This is a genomic window from Methylobacillus methanolivorans (genome assembly GCF_054588515.1).
The window spans coordinates 85,016-102,408 of record NZ_BAAILT010000003.1 but is presented as its reverse complement, the minus strand read 5'-3'; the positions used below and the strand labels follow the sequence as shown (position 1 = coordinate 102,408).

Below are 17,393 nucleotides of genomic sequence, written 5' to 3'. Positions count from 1 at the left end.
CCGTTCAATTGGCGGGCTGCCGGCTGAGGGGGGTGATTGGCGAGGATGCGGCAATCGATTGCGACCCGCCGCCCAGCGCAGCATATAAGCTGACCTGGCTGGAGAAGAGGGCTCGCTGCATTTGCACGAGCTGCTGTTCAACTTCCAGCAGGTTGCGTTCCGCATCCAGCACCTCGAAATAGGAGGTAGCGCCATTGTCATAGCGTAGTTTCACTAATCGGGCACGCTCTGCCTGCGCATCTAACATTTCCTGTTGGCTAATCAGCTGCTGGCGCAGCCCATGTTGGGCTGCTAATGCATCGGCCACGTCTCGAAAAGCGCCTTGGATGGTTTTTTCATAGTTGGCAATGGCCTGGTCTTTGCGCACTTCCGCCAAATCAAGATTGGCACGGTTGGCACCAGCATTGAAGATAGGCAGCGTAATGCTGGGCGAGAAGCGCCATGCCTGGCTGCCTGACTCGAACAGACCATCAAGTTCGCGGCTGGCCGTGCCATATGCCGCTGTCAGGCTGATGCGTGGAAAGAAGGCGGCACGCGCGGCGCCGATATTGGCATTGGCTGCCTTGAGCACATGCTCGGCCGCTACGATGTCTGGTCGCTGAGCCAGTATCTCGGAAGGCAAGCCTACTTTGATGTCGTTGAGGAACTGTTTTTGCTCGATGGTGTTGTCTTGGTACGTTGTCAATGCGACTTCCTTGCCAACCAAGACGGTCAAGGCGTTGAGTTCGGTGGCGCGAGATTGCTGCAGTTGATAGAGCAATGTCTGGGCCTGTGCTAGCAAGGTTTGCACCTGCTTCAGGTCTAATTTGGAGGTGGAGCCAACATCGAAACGGCGCTGGAATATCCGTGTGGACTCTTCACGGCTTTGAATGGTTTTTTCTGCGAGTTCGATACGCTGATCCAATTCGCGTAGCCGCAAGTAGCTATTGGCGACCTCGGCGACTAGCGAGATGGTGGCTGCGCGGCGTGCTTCATTGCTTGCAAAGAAAGTTTCCAGGGCGGCATCGCGCAAGCTGCGGATACGTCCCCAGAAGTCCAGCTCCCAGTTGCTGACGCCCAGGCCAACATTGTATTCATTCAGTAGCAGTGGACGCCCGATCAGGCTCATATCTGCAGGAGTGCGCGAGCGGGTAAAATTGGCTTGGCCATTGAGCCATGGAAAAAGGTCGGCACGTTGTATGCCGTACAGGGCCCGCGTTTCCTCAATGCGTAGCATGGCGATGCGCAGGTCGCGATTATTTTCCAAGGCTGCTTGGATCAAGGCACGCAGTTCGGCATCGGCAAAGTAATCTTGCCATGCGAGATTGGCAGCTTCTGAACCTGTCGATTGCTCAAAGGGAAAGCGAGTGGCCACAGGGGCTGCGGGGGCTTGATATGGCGGGGCCATGGTGTTGCAGCCAACCAGCATCAAACAGGCCAACATGACCCAGCTATTACAACGTGTGAGGCACGGGTGAAAAATTGATGTCATATTGATTGTCATTATTTTTGCAACGATTACTGAGTCATGTAGAGGCGTTGCTCCCTGTTGCAATTACCTCGCATCATGGGCCAACTTTACTCCTGTTTGAGGGCGCGTGAAACACTAGCGTGGCCGATAAAGGCAAATTCAGGGCGACAGCAATGGTAAACTGAACAATTGTCAGTAAACGCTACCCATTCATGAAGCTTGCCACCTGGAACGTCAATTCACTCAATGTCCGTTTGCCACATGTGATCGACTGGATCAATGCGGAAAAACCGGATGCCTTGTGCCTGCAGGAAACCAAGCAGGAAGATAGTAAATTCCCCTATGAGGCCTTGCGCGAGGCAGGGTATAACGCTGTGCATAGCGGCCAGAAAACCTATAACGGCGTGGCGATTCTTAGCCCACACCCGATAGAGGATGTCTCATTTGGCATTCCTGGGTTGAATGATGAGCAAAAGCGATTAGTGGCTGCTACTATCAATGGTGTAAGAATAGTATGTGCTTACATCCCGAATGGACAAAGCCTGGATTCAGACAAATATCAGTATAAGCTGGGATGGCTGGACGCGTTGATTGCCTATCTTCAGGCAGAACTCGCTGCCCATCCAAAATTGGCCTTGCTCGGTGATTACAATATAGCGCCGGAAGATCAAGATGTGCATGACCCGGCAGCTTGGGTAGGTCAGGTATTGGTGAGTGAGCCGGAGCGTGCAGCTTTCCGCGCCATGACAGCGCTGGGCTTGCATGACAGCTTCCGTCTGTTCGAGCAAGAACCTGCCAGCTTCAGCTGGTGGGATTACCGCATGGCTGGTTTCCGCCGCAACCTGGGGCTACGTATTGACCATATTCTGGTGAGTGATGCTCTCAAGGCGGGTTGCCAGCGTTGTTGGATAGACAAGGCGCCACGCAAGCTGGAGCGACCATCTGATCATACCCCTGTGGTGTTGCAGCTTGCCTGCTGATAGCGAGAGTGGTGCGTATAAGCGCAACCTTGTTGATGCTGGTGGCCTTTTGCGCAATGGCACAGCTTGCTCGTGCTATTGGATAGTGCGCCAGACTTGGTTAAGTAAGAGGAAGTAGAAGCAAAATGACGACAGAGATATTAGAAACCCTCTTGGCCCGGCGTTCGGCCTGGCCATTGATGGCGCCAGCTCCGCAGGCTGGCGAGGTGGAAACCATTCTACAAGCAGCAGCGACGGCGCCCGACCATGCTGGCTTGATGCCTTGGCATTTCAAGGTCGTGCAGGGCGAAGCTAGGCAGGCCTTATTACAACAGATATTGCAGCATCCCGATGCCCAGACTGAGCAGGTTCAGGCATTGCGCGGCAAATATACCCTCAAGTTGACGACTGCGCCTTTGGTCATCGTATTAGCTGCCCGGATGACACCACATCCCAAGGCACCGGAATTCGAGCAGTTGCTGACGGCAGGGGCTGCGGTCATGAATATGCTCAATGCTGCTCATGTGTTGGGATATAGCGGATTCTGGAGTAGTGCACCTGACCCATTGGGCAGCTTGCTGAATCAGGTGATGGGGTTCGCGCCGCAGGACAAGATCATTGGGTTGCTGAACCTTGGGGTGCCCGTCAATGCGCCCAGGGACCAGGCCCCGCGCGCTGCCTGGCAAAGTTATGCCGAGCTATGGTCAGGCAGCTGAACCGGCGCTAAGGCGTGTTAATGTCAACGCGCCTGGCCTGCCAATCGTTGATGCACTATATGGCAAACGAGGCTGGCAAGATGGGCGCAGGCAATACCGTTGATGCAACAGACCATGGTACGGTGTTTGATCGTACTTCCCAGACGTTGTTTGTCTACGTCAAGATTCCATTGAAAGCCCATGCAAGACCAGACCCATTTCATCTGCGCGAGAACGAGCTTGCACGATTGATGCAGGAAGCCCAGGCTGGGGATGTGATCGGGTGGGGGCAGTCATTGGGCGATATTGATCAGCATGCTTCACAGCGCCTGGTATACCAGCGTATCGATATTACAACCGCTGACATTGCTGTTACTCGCGCTACCTTGCGCACCATGCTGGAAATGCTGGTTGTGCCTTCTGGTACTGAAATCCATTATTCCCAGGCGGGTCGTATGATGATGGATGTCTATGCGCGCGGGCACTGGCAACTTGATCAACCTTCAGCTTGATATCTTGTGGTGCCTGATTAGGCTGGCGTCACCTTTCATGGCAATATCACGCCATGGAAACCAAGCAAGAACACATCATGACCCCCTGGATAGACCGTCGACGTTATGCCGCTGGCTATGCAGGAAAATCCTTCAACTCCGACTCGATTGATAGTGAATACCAGCGGGATCGCGCGCGCATTATTCACTCCTCATCATTCCGGCGTCTGCAATCCAAAACGCAGATTTTCAGCATAGGCGACAGCGATTTCTACCGTACGCGGCTGACACATTCCCTGGAAGTTGCGCAGATCGGTTCGGGCATTTGCGAGCAATTACGCCAACGCTATGCAGATGATCCTGAGAGCAGTACCTGGATTCCTTCGTTGAGCCTGATCGAGGCCATCTGCCTGGGGCACGATCTGGGTCATCCGCCGTTTGGGCATGGGGGAGAGGTTGCCCTGAATGCCTTGATGTACGCGCATGGTGGTTTTGAGGGCAATGGGCAAACCCTGCGCATTATTGGCCGCCTGGGGGAATATTCACCTGAGCATGGCTTAGACCTGACGCGTCGTACCATGCTGGGCTTGTTGAAATACCCGGTGTTGCACAATGAAGTGGCAGGCTATGGCAAAGAGATGCAGGCCGTTTCTTCCAATATTGATCATGCCAAACCACCCAAATGTATCCATGATGATGAGGCAGATGTCCTGACGTGGATATTGGCACCATTGCCGGAACAAGATAGGCAAGGCTTCCGTGCGTTCAAGCACATGCCAGGCAAGCATGCAAAATCACTTCACAAGGGCTTCGATACTTCCATCATGGAGCTGGCGGATGATATTGCCTATGGCGTGCATGATCTCGAAGATGCGCTAGCACTCGAGCTGGTCACCGAGCGGCAGTGGCGTGAGCAAGTGATGTCTCGCGTTGAAAGTTTGCCTGAATCTCCCTTAAACACACAGGCAGAGTTCTACAACAGCAAACTGTTTTCTGGCAGTGACCGTGACCGTAAGCATGCGATCAGCAAGTTGGTCGCTTACTTCATCGGCAATATCGCGATTCGGGAGCAAGATGGCTTTGCGTCACCGCTGTTGCGCTTGCAGGCCGAGATGCAGGGTGAAGCACGGCAACTGCTCGATATTTTGAAGAAATTCGTGCTGGATGAGGTGATTCGTCATCCAAAGGTGCAAGCGCTGGAGTTCAAGGGGCAGCAGATGATCATGCGTTTGTTTGTGACCTTGCTGGAGAACCCAGATCGCTTGCTACCGCCTGCTTATCTGGCGCAGTTTCACGAAAGTGGCCGTTCTAGGCGCGTAATCTGCGATTACATCGCTGGCATGACCGATTTGCATGCCACCCGTCTATACCATCGTTTATTTAGCCCGGACATCGGCTCGGTATTTGATCGTTTATAAGGAGCTTACATCATGCGTGTTGCGCTAATGATCTGTGTTTGTTGGTTGCTCAGTGCTTGTCATGCTGGTAGCAAGGCATTGACCTACCACTGTGATAGCGGGACGGTGATTGAAGTGAGTTACGAGCAGGATAAAGCAGTGCTGCATTATTGTGGGCAAACCCACACGCTGGTACAAGCTATTTCCGCCAGTGGGGCGCGTTATCGGAATGATGCGCTAGAGTGGTGGAGCAAAGGGGATGAAGCGACCTTGTTTACAGACGATCATGGTAATGCAGGCGATATTCTTGAACAATGCAAACACACTTCCTCATAATGGGCAATGGAAGCGGTTGATAACAATTGTTGACGTTTTAGCTACGTTTTCGCTGCAGTAAACCTCCTATACTTGCGCTGGCTACATGGTTGAATATGAGTAGCCAAAAGACAGCGTAAACAAGGAGGATCAAAAATGAATCGATATAGTGCGGAGTTCCTCGGAACATTCTGGTTGGTATTGGGCGGTTGCGGCAGTGCGGTATTGGCGGCGGCGTTTCCTGAGGTCGGTATCGGCCTGCATGGGGTTTCCCTGGCATTTGGCTTGACCGTACTCACCATGGCATTTGCCATTGGGCATATTTCCGGTTGTCATCTTAATCCTGCCGTTTCCATTGGCTTGTGGGCTGGTGGTCGCTTTGCAGGTAGCCAGTTGTTGCCTTATATCGCGGCGCAAGTTCTGGGAGCAATTGCGGCGGGTGGTGTGCTCTATCTGATTGCTAGCGGGCAAGCCGGTTTTGATGTCACGGCAGGATTTGCTTCCAACGGTTACGGCGAGCATTCGCCCGGTGGATATACGATGACAGCAGCCTTAGTAGCAGAAGTTGTGCTGACAGCGTTCTTCCTTTTCATCATCATGGGGGCGACGGATCAGCGTGCACCTACATTCCTGGCACCAGTGGCCATCGGCCTGACCTTGACCCTGATTCACCTGATCAGCATCCCGGTGACCAATACTTCCGTTAATCCTGCCCGTAGTACTGGTGTGGCAGTCTATGCAGGTGGGTGGGCAATCGACCAGCTGTGGTTGTTCTGGCTGGCCCCTATTGTCGGCGGCGTGATTGGTGCATTGTTGTATCGTAGTGTCGCTGGTAGCAAGGCCTAAGCAGTTTCCTGCTATTGCAATGGCGGGGTATGGTGCCCAGCCATTGCGCAGCATGCAGGATTATGTTTTCCTTGAGGCATGCTGCCTTCTACATCACTACCTGCCGATAATTCCCTGCAAGTCGCTGCCCTGCTCACACTCTCTGGCGGTTTTCTCGATGCTTTTACCTATGTTGGTCATGGCCAGGTATTTGCCAATGCCATGACGGGTAATATCGTGCTGATGGGTGTAGCGGTGGGAGAACAGGATTGGTCTCAGGCTTCGCGACATTTGCCACCACTGTTGGCGTTCGTGGTGGGCGTGTTCCTGGCCAATTGCATGCGCTTGCCCAGTGTGAGGGAAAAAATCGTCAGCCCAGCCTTGTTCTGCCTGGGGCTTGAAATCGTCATGCTAAGCATAGGTAGCCAATTGCCGGCAGATTTTCCTGATGCTTGGTTGGTACCAGGCATTGCATTGGTGGCTGCGATGCAGAATTCAAGTTTTACCCATATTGGCAATGCCAAATATAACTCAGTGATGACGACAGGCAACCTGAGAAGAAGCATAGAGAGCTTGTTCGAGGGAGTGGCGCGCCAGTTTGACAAGCTAGCGCTGCGGGAGGCAAGAATCTTTGCTTTAGTATGCGCCTGCTTTTTGTTTGGCGCGGTGCTGGGTGGCCTATGCACCCTCAGCATGGGGAATCAAGCCTTGCTGGTACCTGTGCTTCTGTTGTTGGTAGCGTTTGGCATCTGTCTTTACGATGCTAGAGTGCCACGCCAGTAGGCTTATTTTGATTTAACCCCTAGTTGCTTGAGTTTGCGGTAAAGATGGGTGCGCTCTAGCTGCACGTTCTCTGCGACTTTGCTCATGTTGCTGCCCGCCTTGGCGATGTGATGCTCGAAGTACAAGCGCTCGAAATCATCCCGGGCTTCGCGTAGTGGCTGATCCAGGTCTATTGCGAGCGAGGTCGCGGCTGCATTGCCAGTATTCTCTTGGTGCATCTGGGCGAATTGGCCGACGACGCGGTTGACATCCGCCAAGGTAATTTTTTCTCCCAGCGAGGTTTGCACTAGGTTACGGATGACGCTGTCCAACTGGGCCAGGTTGCCTGGCCAATCTGCATTGCGCAGGGCATTGAGGGCGGCAATGTCAAACTCGCGATAAGCAGCCTCACCGGTTTCTACCATCAGCGTGACCATGGAGCGCGCAAGGTCAGGGATATCTTCGCGATGATCTTCCAACGCAGGTACACTGACCGTAGCGATTGAGATGGCTTGTAACAAAGTGCTGTCGAACGCACCCTCCTGTACTAACAGTGGCAAGGCTCGAGCAGTGCCGCAAACCACGCGCACAGCATATTTCTCTGCTTTGGAAAGCAGAAGCAGCAAGCCCTTTTGTTCGGTCTTGTTCAACTCGGCGACTTCGGGCAGGAAAATCAAGCCATCGCTGGCATGCTCGAGTAATTCTAACGGGGCCGAGGCTAGGCGCTCAGTTTCATTAAGCTCCAACCAAGGCGAGCCTGGCTGGTGTAGAAAGCGTGCACAAAGTTCCAGACCGCTACCTTTGGCGCCGATCAGCAGCAAGGCAGATTTTAGGCTGGCGACTTGCTCCAGGCGTTGGCGCAGCTCGGAGATGACTGGGCTTTTCCCCAGGTTAAGCAAATTCATGTCGGAGCGCGGTAGTTGCTCGCCATGCTTGAGCGCTGCATTGACGGTCTTGAGCAGTTTCTGCAGCGCGATAGGCTTTTCGAGGAAATCAAATGCGCCGATGCGGGTGGCCTCGACGGCAGTATCAATGGTGCCATGCCCAGACATCATGACGACCGGCATCGTCAACAGGCCGCTGTTACCCCATTCCTTGAGTAGGCTGATGCCATCACAGTCCGGCATCCAGATATCAAGCAATACTAGGTCGGGCCGGGTTTGCTGACGCCAGGTGCGTGCCTCTGCTGCATTCTCGGCCAGGCGTACTTGATAGCCTTCATCCTGCAAAATATCCCTCAATAATTCGCGAATGCCGATTTCGTCATCCACGACCAGCACTTGCCTTGCCGTCATTGCTTGCGCTCCGCTATTGGTATGGTGACGGTGACGATAGCACCATCAGGTTCTAGGTTTTCCACCTTGATACTGCCTTTGTGTTCTTCAATGATCTTCTTGACGATGGCAAGGCCAAGGCCAGTGCCGTGGCGCTTGGTCGTCATGTAGGGTTCAAATGCATGGGAAAGGATTTCCAGCGGGAAGCCCGCGCCGTTGTCCTTGACGCACAGTTTTACGCGTTCGTCCGCGAGTACGCAAGAGATTGTGATCTCAGGGTGTGGGTGATGCTCCAGCGCATCTTGTGCGTTTTGCAACAAATTATGCAGCACTTGGCGCAGCATGGTTGCATCACCATGTACCTTGGGCAACTCAGCCGGCATATCCACGACCATTTGAATAGCACCTGCTTCATATAAAGTCAGGACATCTTGGATCAATTGCCGCAAATCTACCGTATCCAGGTTGAGGGCGGGTAGGCGAGCATATTCGCTGAATTCGTTCACCATGGTCTTCATGGCATTGACCTGGCTAACGATGGTGGCAGTTGCCCGGCTTAACATTGCCGCATCGGTTTCATTCAGCTTGGATGCCAGTTTGTGTTCGATACGCTCGGCTGAGAGCTGGATTGGTGTTAGCGGGTTTTTGATTTCATGTGCCAATCGACGCGCTACTTCTGCCCAGGCGGCATCGCGCTGAGCTTGCGCTAATTGCGTAATGTCGTCGAACACGACGACAAAGCCGCCATCCGGGCCGTCAGGCAGGCGTGTACCGCGCACCAGTAAAACCTGCTTGCCCTGGCTGGTGCTGATTTCCATTTGCTCCTGCCATTCCGAGGCAGAGTCAGCCTTGAAGTAGACCTGGATGCGATTGACGAAGCTGGCTAAGGTTTCTTGCTGGTGAGCGAGCAGGTCAAGTGGTTGATTGAGTGTATCTTCCGTCAGGCGAACGCCAAGAATGTGGGATGCCGCATAGTTAAAGGTGCGTAGTTGCCCGTGCTCGCCCAGCACCAGTACCCCGGATGAGAGGTGAGCAAGAATGGTTTCGAGGTAACCACGTGCAGCTTCCAGGCGTGCGCGGTTGCGGTCGGCTGTCTGGGTGGCATCATTAAGCTGGCGTGTCATGCTATTGAATGATTGCACCAGGATGCCGAGTTCATCCTTGCCATGGGCAGGCAGAACCGTACCATATTCGCCGCGGGCAATGGCGCGTGTGCCCTCTGCGAGAATGCCCAGTGGCGCGGAGAGTCGGCGGCTCAAGATAAAGGCAAATGCGATGGAGGAGAGCATGGCCAGCATCAACACCAGTGTCAGTGTCAGCGCGAACACTTCCTTTAAGGATTCACGACTGAAGGAAAGCTCTTGATAGTCTTCGTATACATCCTGTACTGCTTCTGCGGTTTCAGACAGGGATTTGGGCACGGGTTGCAGTAATTGCAGTACACGGGTTTCACCTGCCATATCGTTCATCGTGACTGGGGCGAGGACACGCAGGTACAAGCCCTTGCCTAGAATCGGTTCAATCACGCCATAAACGTGTTGTCGTCCCTGACGGAGCTGTGGGACGCTGGGTAGATCAGGCAGGAAGCTTGAAGGGTCGCCGCTGGAGAAGGCCAGGATGCGTCCCTGAACCGTTAAGAGTACCGCATCGCGTACACCGCTTTTTTCGCGCAGGTCATTAAGCACGCTCAAGTGCAGATTGTTGGGCTGGAAGGCAAGTGACAAGGCCATGGTCTCGGCCTTGTCTTCCAGATCCGAAAGCATGATGTCCAGTGCACTCTGGCCTAGGCGTAGGCCGCCTTCGAGCGCTGCTTCTACCTTGACGTTGAACCATGACTCAATGGATCGTGTGAGGAAGTTGACCGAGACAGCATAGACGATGACGCCGGGGATGATGGCGATCAGGGCAAAGCTGCCAAGCAGGCGCAAGGTCAGTCGGCTGCCCATGATGCTATTACGCATCTGGCGATACACCCGCCAGAGTTGCACGCCAATTAATACGATCAGGGCGACGGCTAGTGCCAGGTTGAGGATCAGCAGCAGGTTGTAGTAATTACCCGCAGAGGCCGTGCGGGTGCTGGCGTGGGAAAGCAAGTACAGCAGTACTGCTCCCAAGACTGCGCTGATAAAGACAATGTACTTCATGACAGTTTATTGGCCGAGTGTCGGGGTCCAGCGTAAACGCTCGGAGGCCATATTCCAATCTTCAGAGCTGAGCGTGTCTACCTGCAAGGCCTTGGGTAGCTTGGACTGATCAAGGCGCATGCGTAAGCCTGCTTGGTAACTTTCCCCTTTTTTCAACAGGCTGTTGTCAACAACTTGCCAATGCCTGAGGCGGGAAATTTCCTCTTTGGCTTCGTAGATACTGGAAAATGATAATTGGTGTCCGTCACGGTTGACGAGATATTGCCGCGACAGGGCATGATAGCTCAAGGATACCTTACTGGTGAGGCTGACGATCTCGTCATCGAACCAATAACGGCGGGGTGAGACCAGCTGAAATTCCACGAGGAAGTTCAGCGGCATTCCCTTGCTGATCGCTTCTTCCAGTGCGGGGCTAAGCGTGAGTCCGAAGTCTGCATCCAGCACATAATTTCCCTCCTCGGTGGCAGTCAATTCGGCAGAAGTGATCGACAAGCTACTCTGGATGGCAACTGCCTGGGCACTAAAAAAGGCCAGCAGCAGTAAAAGGAACAGCCTAAACTTTTTGCAGTAGAGCGTAAAAGAAGCCGTCATGTTCTGTACCGGGGAGTAGTTGTCCTTGGTTTGATTGTAATGCGTCGTGCTTTAACGGCAGCAGGCGAGCATCGGGTTGGGATCGCAGAAAATGCGCGATCTGCTGCTGGTTTTCCTCATGAAATACCGAGCAGGTGACGTAAAGCAATTTACCACCCTTTGCCAGCAGTCGCCACAGGCCTTGCAAAATCACACGTTGTTGCTCTGCAAATGCTGCGATGTCTTGTTCCCTTCGCAGCCACTTAATGTCCACATGGCGGCGCACGATACCCGAGGCAGTACAGGGCACATCGGCCAGGATGCGGTCATAAGGCTGCCCATCCCACCAGGTATCAGGCGTGCTGGCATCACCCTGTACCAGGCTGGCTTGCAGGCCTAGTCTATCCAGGTTCTGCTGTACACGTTGCAGGCGCTTGGCATCATTATCCATGGCGGTCATGTGTACATCTGCCAGTTCCAATACATGCCCGGTTTTACCGCCAGGGGCGCAACAGGCATCCAGCACACGCATGCCATCCTTGGCATCTAGTTCGAGGGCAGCAAATTGGGCGCCCCAATCCTGCACTGAGGCCAGGCCTTGTTCAAAGCCAGGTAGTCTGCTCACCGGCACTGCGTGCTCAAGCATGATGGCTTGTGCATCCAAGGCTTGTGCTGGCAAGTCTGCTGCCTGTAATCGTTGCAGGTAATGATCGGTATCGCTGTGGCGTCGATTCACGCGCAGCGTCATTGGAGGGTGCTGATTGCCTGCTTCCAGCATGGATGCCCAATCATCTGGATATTGTTGCTTGAGCTTGTTGATCCACCACTGTGGATAGCTATATTGCGCAACTTGGTTATTGGCGAGCTTTTGTTCAAGCACATCACGCTGGCGCAAGAAGTTACGCAGTACGGCATTGACCAGGCCCTTGGCCCAGGATTTTTTGGTTTTGGCTGCGGCTAGTACTGCCTGGTTGACCACGGTGTGTGCACCGGCCTTGTCATAGGCTAGCTGATATAGACTGACCAGAAGCAAATGATGAATGAAGGCTTCAGTCAAGGGTTTTTGCAGCAGTTGTTGCAGGAAGGCTTCTAGTCGCGCATAGAAACGCAACGTGCCGTAGGCTAAATCCTGGCTGGTGGCCCGTTGTTGCGGGGTGATATGTGGGTAGTGCTGGAAGAGGGTTTCCAGCACTACGGATAGGTTACGTCCATCAAGCACTTGACCGACGGCTTGCGCGGCAAGCTGCTGCGAGACCTGCACTGCTTAAGCTGCCATCGCCATGAGGCGCTTGATGCGTTCCTCGGTTTGCGGATGGGTGCTGAACAAGCCCTTGATGCCATCAGTAGACAGCGGGTTGATGATCATCATCTGTGCCGTCTCTGGATGCTGCTCGGCAGTTTCCAGTGGGATCTTGTGCGCGTAGTTATGTATTTTCTGCAAGGCAGCAGCAAGCGCAGTCGGATCGTTACAAATCTGTGCGCCAGCACGGTCAGCCTCGAATTCCCGAGCACGTGAGATCGCCATCTGGATCAGCATTGCTGCAATCGGGGCCACGATCATGATCAGGATAGCTACAGCGGGATGTACACCACGCTCCCTGTCATGCGCAAACAGCATGCCGAATTGTGCGATTGAGGAGATGGCGCCGGCAATCGTTGCGGAAATGGTCGATATCAAGGTGTCTCTATGCTTGACGTGTGCCAGCTCGTGCGCCATCACGCCACGTAGTTCGCGTTGGGTCAGAATACGCATAATGCCAGTGGTGGCTGCCACGGCGGCATTCTCTGGATTACGTCCAGTGGCAAACGCATTAGGTTGGTCTTCATCAATGATGTAAACCTTGGGCATCGGCAGCTCGGCATTCTTCGCCAGCTCTCGTACCATGTTGTAAAACTCGGGTGCAGTGGAAGCATCAACCTCGCGCGCGTTGTACATCTTGAGTACGGCTTTGTCGGAGAACCAGTAGGCGTAGACATTCATCGCCCCCGCGATCAGCAGGGCGATCATCATGCCGCCAGCACCGCCTAGTGCGGCACCTACTGAACCAAACAAGACTACGATCCCCGCCATGAGGATGGAAGTTTTTAGCCAGTTTCCTACCATTGTTGCATTACTCCATTCTAAATGTGTTGCCTACGGCATAACGCCGCGATTCGTCACTATTTTGCTTCCCCATTTAGATAGCGATCAATGGAAAAAATTCAAGTGGATAAGCAGGTTTTTAGCGGTGATGCTTGGTGCACCGAAGCGAATGTCAGCTACCGAATTTGTCACCCAGCTTCAGCGGGTTGCCTGCGAGGAAGTCGCGTGCTTTCAGGCGCTTTCCGCCAGGCAGTTGTAATTCGTCAATTTTCAGCAAGCCCTTGCCACAGCCCACGATAATGCCTTGATCCAAGGACACAATAGTGCCCGGTTCGGCCTGGCCATCTAGCGCTTGTGCCATCCAGATGCGGCAAGTGTCGCCTTGCAATGTGCTTTGTGCGACAGGGAAGGGGTTGAAAGCGCGCACTTGGCGGGATAACGCCTCTGCATCCTGGTGCCAGTCGATAGCTGCTTCGGATTTTTGCAGTTTTTCTGCATAGGTCACCAGTGCTTCGTCTTGTGGTTCGGCTGCCAGCTTTCCTGCGCTTTCCAGCTGGTTCATGGCCTGCAGCATCAACTTTGCGCCTATGTTTGCCAGCCCATCATGCAAGGTTTGGGCTGTATCCTGCGCTGTAATCGGCAATGCGCCACGCAAAATCATGGCACCAGCATCCAGTGCGGGCACGACCTCCATGATGGTGACACCGGTTTCCTTGTCGCCAGCAAGCAAGGAGCGTTGGATAGGTGCCGCGCCGCGCCAACGAGGCAACAGTGAAGCATGGATGTTGTAGCAACCATGGCGTGGCATGTTGAGCACGGCCGTGGGGATAATGAGTCCATAAGCGGCTACCACTAGTGCATCGGCATTTTCCGCGGCGATCTGGGCTTGCACTGCTGCATCCTTTAGGGTTTCTGGCTGAAGGACGGGGATATTGTGCTCCAGTGCCAAGCTCTTGACCGGGCTGGGTTTGAGCTTCATGCCTCGTCCTGCCGGGCGGTCAGGCTGGGTCAACACCAGGCTGACTTCGTGGGAGGACTGAATCAGGGCTGCCAAAGCAGGCACGGCAAATTCCGGGGTTCCGGCATAGATGATTTTCATGAGGGGCTAATCAGGCGCGTTCGCGCTGGCGTTTCTTCAGTTTGTTCTTGATGCGGTTTTGCTTGAGACCGGAGAGGTATTCGACAAACACCTTGCCCAGCAGGTGATCCATTTCATGCTGGATGCAGACTGCAAGCAGGCCTTCGGCTTCCAGCGTGAATGGCTTGCCATGCTCGTCCAGGGCTTCTACGGTGATCTCCGCAGCGCGCGTCACTGTCTCGTAAAATCCCGGCACGGAGAGGCAACCCTCGTCGTAATCCTGGCTGCCACATTTCTTGATGATGCGTGGGTTGATAAAGACTTGCAGTGCAGACTTGTCTTCCGATAAATCCATGACGATCACTTGTTTGTGAACATCAACCTGGGTTGCAGCCAAGCCGATGCCTGGCGCGTCGTACATGGTTTCTGCCATGTCGCGTACCAATTGTCGGATGTCGTCATTGACTTCATCCACTGGCGCGGCCACTTTATGTAAGCGCGGATCGGGGTAGGTCAGGATGTCTAGAATTGCCATAGAACGCTTGCTTGTTTAATAGATTGAATGCAGAATCCAATGCAAGTTTCAGAATATTAAATGAATCCTTACGCCTGCCGTTAACATATACATGATGTATAAACACATTATAACGCTGCTACTGCTTTGTTGCCCGATTTTGCCTGCTCTGGCAGATGAGGTGAAGCTGCAAGCCAATCATCCTGACCGATATGTTGTGGTCAAAGGCGATACCTTATGGGCCATTTCTGGCCGCTTTCTCAAAGATCCCTGGCAGTGGCCGCAGGTCTGGAAGATGAACCGTGAGCAAATCAAGAACCCACACCTGATTTATCCCGGCGATGTCGTGGTGCTGGATACCAGTAGTGGGTCGCCCGAATTGCGCTTATTGCGCGAGACGGTGGCTAACCCCGAGGTGAGTCTCGCGCCTGGCATTCGTACTGAGAAGCTGGATGCCGAAGCCATTCCAGCCATTTCGCCTAGTGTGATTTCCCCTTTCCTCAGTCAGCCCTTGATCATTGAGAACGAAGGATTAAAGGATGCTCCCAGTATCATTGCTGGGCCGGAAAACCGTGTGGTTCTAAGCCCTGGTTCGCGCGTCTATGTTGATCGCATCAGCGAAGGTGAGGGCACGCTGTGGAATATCTACCGTACGGGTAAAACTTATATCGACCCCGAAAGCAAGGCGGTACTAGGTACCGAGGCTATCTATCTTGGTGATGCGCGGATTACCAAATATGGTGAGCCTGCGAGTGGTGACATTGTCAGTGCCAAGGAAGAGATTTTTGCGAGCGACAAATTAGTTGCTGCTCCGGAAAACCTGCAAACCAATTTTATTCCCCGAGCACCAGAAGCCGAGGTCAAAGGCCGTATTCTCTCCATTTATGGTGGAGTGGCGGAAGCAGGGCGCAATACCATTATTGCGATTAGCAAAGGTAGCGACGATGGGTTGGAGCAAGGTCATGTGCTTGCTATCAACCGCAATGGGCGGGTCATCAAGAATCCGAAGTACGACAAGAAAAACAAGGAATCAAAAGAGCCGGAAAACATCAAGTTGCCTAATGAGCGCATTGGGCTGGCCATGGTGTTTCGTACTTTTGACAAAATATCTTATGCGCTGATTGTTCAGGCGACAGAGCCGGTGAACGTGCTGGATGTTGTGGAGAAGCCATAAGTAGCACTAGCCATGAGGAAGCCGGGCTGTGGGTTAGCCTGAGCCTGGTGCCTGGACTAGGTAGCCAGGCGCTTTGCCAATTGCTGGCGGCGTTTGGTTCTCCTGAAAAAATCTATAGTGCCAGCCGGCAGCGCCTGCGTGATGTTTTACCTGATGCCCAGGCGAGTGCTGTGGCAGCAGGCCCCGTAGCGGAACACCAGGCCTTAATTGCTGCCTGGCTGCAACAACAAGGTAATCATCTGGTGACACTTGCTGATGCCAGCTATCCTCAACCCCTATTGGATATTCCCAATCCGCCCCCGCTCTTGTACGCCAAAGGTAGACTAGAGCTGCTCAATATGCCATCAATTGCGGTGGTAGGCAGCCGTAATGCTAGCCCGCAGGGTGAAAAAAATGCCGAGGAGTTTTCTGCTGCCTTAAGTCGACAGGGGTTGTGCATTGTCAGTGGCATGGCTCTTGGTATTGATGGTGCTGCACATCAAGGTGCGCTCAAGGCGGGAGGTGCTACGATAGCCGTGGTGGGGACTGGCCTGGATATCGTCTATCCGGCACGGCATCGTCATCTGGCGCACCAAATTGCCGAACATGGTCTGATCATTTCCGAGTTTGCATTAGGTACACCTTCCCGTGCGCAGAATTTTCCGCGACGCAATCGCATTATCAGCGGCTTAAGCCAAGGGTGCCTGGTGGTCGAGGCCAACCTGCAAAGTGGATCATTGATCACGGCGCGCTTAGCGGTCGAACAGGGGCGCGAGGTGTTTGCCATCCCAGGATCTATACACTCGCCGATGGCCAAGGGCTGTCACCAGCTTATCAAGCAGGGTGCCAAGCTGGTGGATAGCATGCAGGATATCTTGGATGAAATGAAGATTGCTCCGCAATCAGTAGCTGATTCACCTAGCTTAGAGCAGCCTGTGGATAGCGAGCATGATCCCTTGCTTGAGGCGCTCGGGTATGACCCGGTTAGCCTTGATGTGTTGGCAGCAAGAAGCGGCTTGACGACCGAACGCCTTTCCGCCATGCTGTTGGTGCTGGAGTTAGAAGGTAAGCTAACCTCTCTACCGGGAGGGCGTTTCCAGCGCATCGCCTAATTCTGTGAACAATATCAACACGACACAATGGCGATTCTCAAAATCTGCTAAGTGAGTGAAGACATCACAGGGTCACCCGGGTCATTTTGATTGGGGAATGTATGTTCGAAGTCCTGGTGTATATGTTTGAAAACTACTTTGAGTCAGATATCCATCCCGACCACGAAACACTATCCAAGGAATTATTCGCAGCAGGTTTTGATCAGGAAGACATCAATGGCGCGTTTGATTGGTATAACGCTCTGGAGTCGATGTCTGAGGCTGATGCACCACAGCTTGGCACGACCGGGTTACGCATTTACAGTGATGCGGAAACCAAGAAACTAAGTGCTGATAGCCTGAGTTTCATCATGTTTCTTGAGCAGGCCAAGGTATTGACGGCATCACAGCGCGAGCTGGTGATAGACAGGGCTATGGCGTTATTGCAGCCTGAAATTGGCTTGGAAGAGACGCGCTGGATCGTATTGATGGCGTTATGGAACCAGGATAAGGCCAGTGATTACTTGTTTGTCGAGGATGCCATGTTTAACGACAATCGCCCAACATTGCACTAAGGCAATGTAGTTCTTTA

18 protein-coding genes are annotated in these 17,393 nt (G+C 53.4%); 10 read left to right on the top strand and 8 right to left on the bottom strand.

The features are described 5' to 3' along the window. Positions 1-4 precede the first annotated feature (4 nt). Complete coding sequence (locus LG202_RS09355) at positions 5-1,423, bottom strand: efflux transporter outer membrane subunit (RefSeq protein WP_459724728.1); 1,419 nt, start codon at positions 1,421-1,423, stop codon at positions 5-7. Between the two features lie 239 nt (positions 1,424-1,662). Between LG202_RS09355 and xth the strand changes: the two genes are divergently transcribed. From xth to LG202_RS09320, 7 genes are all read left to right on the top strand, one after another. Beyond that, the gene (gene xth / locus LG202_RS09350; RefSeq protein WP_230348179.1) at positions 1,663-2,430 is read left to right on the top strand and encodes an exodeoxyribonuclease III; all 768 of its coding nucleotides are present in this window, start codon (positions 1,663-1,665) and stop codon (positions 2,428-2,430) included. Positions 2,431-2,555: 125 nt separating this feature from the next. Continuing rightward, positions 2,556-3,125, top strand: coding sequence for a nitroreductase family protein (locus LG202_RS09345; RefSeq protein WP_230348178.1), 570 nt, complete (start codon positions 2,556-2,558; stop codon positions 3,123-3,125). Positions 3,126-3,145: 20 nt separating this feature from the next. Then, positions 3,146-3,616 (top strand): hypothetical protein, encoded by a 471-nt coding sequence (locus LG202_RS09340; RefSeq protein ID WP_230348177.1) that lies wholly within the window; start codon positions 3,146-3,148, stop codon positions 3,614-3,616. Positions 3,617-3,669: 53 nt separating this feature from the next. Continuing rightward, a complete protein-coding gene (locus tag LG202_RS09335) occupies positions 3,670-5,013 on the top strand; it encodes an anti-phage deoxyguanosine triphosphatase (protein WP_230348176.1) in 1,344 nt (447 codons plus the stop codon). 12 nt (positions 5,014-5,025) lie between these two features. Then, positions 5,026-5,328, top strand: coding sequence for an MliC family protein (locus LG202_RS09330; RefSeq protein ID WP_230348175.1), 303 nt, complete (start codon positions 5,026-5,028; stop codon positions 5,326-5,328). 135 nt (positions 5,329-5,463) lie between these two features. Beyond that, a complete protein-coding gene (gene aqpZ, locus LG202_RS09325; RefSeq protein WP_230348174.1) occupies positions 5,464-6,153 on the top strand; it encodes an aquaporin Z in 690 nt (229 codons plus the stop codon). Between the two features lie 78 nt (positions 6,154-6,231). After that, entirely contained in the window at positions 6,232-6,915 is a 684-nt protein-coding gene (locus LG202_RS09320) for a YoaK family protein (protein ID WP_230348173.1), read from the top strand. A gap of 2 nt (positions 6,916-6,917) precedes the next feature. Here LG202_RS09320 and LG202_RS09315 read toward each other — a convergent pair whose 3' ends face one another. The 7 genes from LG202_RS09315 to def form a co-directional block, all read right to left on the bottom strand. After that, positions 6,918-8,189, bottom strand: coding sequence for a sigma-54-dependent transcriptional regulator (locus LG202_RS09315; RefSeq protein WP_230348172.1), 1,272 nt, complete (start codon positions 8,187-8,189; stop codon positions 6,918-6,920). Continuing rightward, on the bottom strand, positions 8,186-10,312 hold the full coding sequence (locus LG202_RS09310) for a sensor histidine kinase (RefSeq protein ID WP_230348171.1): 2,127 nt from the start codon (positions 10,310-10,312) through the stop codon (positions 8,186-8,188). Before LG202_RS09310 ends, LG202_RS09315 begins: the two co-directional genes overlap by 4 nt. Positions 10,313-10,318: 6 nt before the next feature. After that, entirely contained in the window at positions 10,319-10,903 is a 585-nt protein-coding gene (locus LG202_RS09305) for a DUF4390 domain-containing protein (RefSeq protein WP_230348170.1), read from the bottom strand. Beyond that, complete coding sequence (rsmB, locus tag LG202_RS09300; RefSeq protein ID WP_230348169.1) at positions 10,866-12,143, bottom strand: 16S rRNA (cytosine(967)-C(5))-methyltransferase RsmB; 1,278 nt, start codon at positions 12,141-12,143, stop codon at positions 10,866-10,868. Before rsmB ends, LG202_RS09305 begins: the two co-directional genes overlap by 38 nt. A gap of 3 nt (positions 12,144-12,146) precedes the next feature. Further along, positions 12,147-12,986, bottom strand: coding sequence for a zinc metalloprotease HtpX (gene htpX / locus LG202_RS09295; protein WP_230348168.1), 840 nt, complete (start codon positions 12,984-12,986; stop codon positions 12,147-12,149). 151 nt (positions 12,987-13,137) lie between these two features. Next, the gene (fmt, locus tag LG202_RS09290) at positions 13,138-14,064 is read right to left on the bottom strand and encodes a methionyl-tRNA formyltransferase (protein WP_230348167.1); all 927 of its coding nucleotides are present in this window, start codon (positions 14,062-14,064) and stop codon (positions 13,138-13,140) included. Positions 14,065-14,074: 10 nt separating this feature from the next. Next, the gene (def, locus tag LG202_RS09285) at positions 14,075-14,578 is read right to left on the bottom strand and encodes a peptide deformylase (RefSeq protein ID WP_230348166.1); all 504 of its coding nucleotides are present in this window, start codon (positions 14,576-14,578) and stop codon (positions 14,075-14,077) included. Between the two features lie 94 nt (positions 14,579-14,672). Here def and LG202_RS09280 point away from each other — a divergent pair, with 94 nt between their 5' ends. The 3 genes from LG202_RS09280 (at position 14,673) to LG202_RS09270 (ending at position 17,376) form a co-directional block, all read left to right on the top strand. Next, entirely contained in the window at positions 14,673-15,731 is a 1,059-nt protein-coding gene (locus LG202_RS09280; RefSeq protein ID WP_230348291.1) for a LysM peptidoglycan-binding domain-containing protein, read from the top strand. Positions 15,732-15,778: 47 nt separating this feature from the next. Beyond that, positions 15,779-16,822: a DNA-processing protein DprA gene (dprA, locus tag LG202_RS09275; RefSeq protein WP_230348165.1), complete on the top strand. Its 1,044-nt coding sequence runs from the start codon at positions 15,779-15,781 to the stop codon at positions 16,820-16,822. Between the two features lie 101 nt (positions 16,823-16,923). After that, complete coding sequence (locus LG202_RS09270; RefSeq protein WP_230348164.1) at positions 16,924-17,376, top strand: Smg family protein; 453 nt, start codon at positions 16,924-16,926, stop codon at positions 17,374-17,376. Positions 17,377-17,393 lie beyond the last annotated feature (17 nt).

Bases quoted from the DNA above. Each gene is read 5' to 3' on its own strand.
- LG202_RS09355 (WP_459724728.1), bottom strand. From the start codon at position 1,423: ATGTTGGCCTGTTTGATGCTGGTTGGCTGCAACACCATGGCCCCGCCA.
- LG202_RS09320 (WP_230348173.1), top strand. From the start codon at position 6,232: ATGCTGCCTTCTACATCACTACCTGCCGATAATTCCCTGCAAGTCGCT.
- LG202_RS09315 (WP_230348172.1), bottom strand. From the start codon at position 8,189: ATGACGGCAAGGCAAGTGCTGGTCGTGGATGACGAAATCGGCATTCGC.
- htpX (WP_230348168.1), bottom strand. From the start codon at position 12,986: ATGGTAGGAAACTGGCTAAAAACTTCCATCCTCATGGCGGGGATCGTA.
- xth (WP_230348179.1), top strand. From the start codon at position 1,663: ATGAAGCTTGCCACCTGGAACGTCAATTCACTCAATGTCCGTTTGCCA.
- def (WP_230348166.1), bottom strand. From the start codon at position 14,578: ATGGCAATTCTAGACATCCTGACCTACCCCGATCCGCGCTTACATAAA.
- LG202_RS09305 (WP_230348170.1), bottom strand. From the start codon at position 10,903: ATGACGGCTTCTTTTACGCTCTACTGCAAAAAGTTTAGGCTGTTCCTT.
- LG202_RS09345 (WP_230348178.1), top strand. From the start codon at position 2,556: ATGACGACAGAGATATTAGAAACCCTCTTGGCCCGGCGTTCGGCCTGG.
- LG202_RS09310 (WP_230348171.1), bottom strand. From the start codon at position 10,312: ATGAAGTACATTGTCTTTATCAGCGCAGTCTTGGGAGCAGTACTGCTG.
- aqpZ (WP_230348174.1), top strand. From the start codon at position 5,464: ATGAATCGATATAGTGCGGAGTTCCTCGGAACATTCTGGTTGGTATTG.
- LG202_RS09330 (WP_230348175.1), top strand. From the start codon at position 5,026: ATGCGTGTTGCGCTAATGATCTGTGTTTGTTGGTTGCTCAGTGCTTGT.
- LG202_RS09335 (WP_230348176.1), top strand. From the start codon at position 3,670: ATGGAAACCAAGCAAGAACACATCATGACCCCCTGGATAGACCGTCGA.
- LG202_RS09280 (WP_230348291.1), top strand. From the start codon at position 14,673: ATGTATAAACACATTATAACGCTGCTACTGCTTTGTTGCCCGATTTTG.
- LG202_RS09340 (WP_230348177.1), top strand. From the start codon at position 3,146: ATGTCAACGCGCCTGGCCTGCCAATCGTTGATGCACTATATGGCAAAC.
- LG202_RS09270 (WP_230348164.1), top strand. From the start codon at position 16,924: ATGTTCGAAGTCCTGGTGTATATGTTTGAAAACTACTTTGAGTCAGAT.
- fmt (WP_230348167.1), bottom strand. From the start codon at position 14,064: ATGAAAATCATCTATGCCGGAACCCCGGAATTTGCCGTGCCTGCTTTG.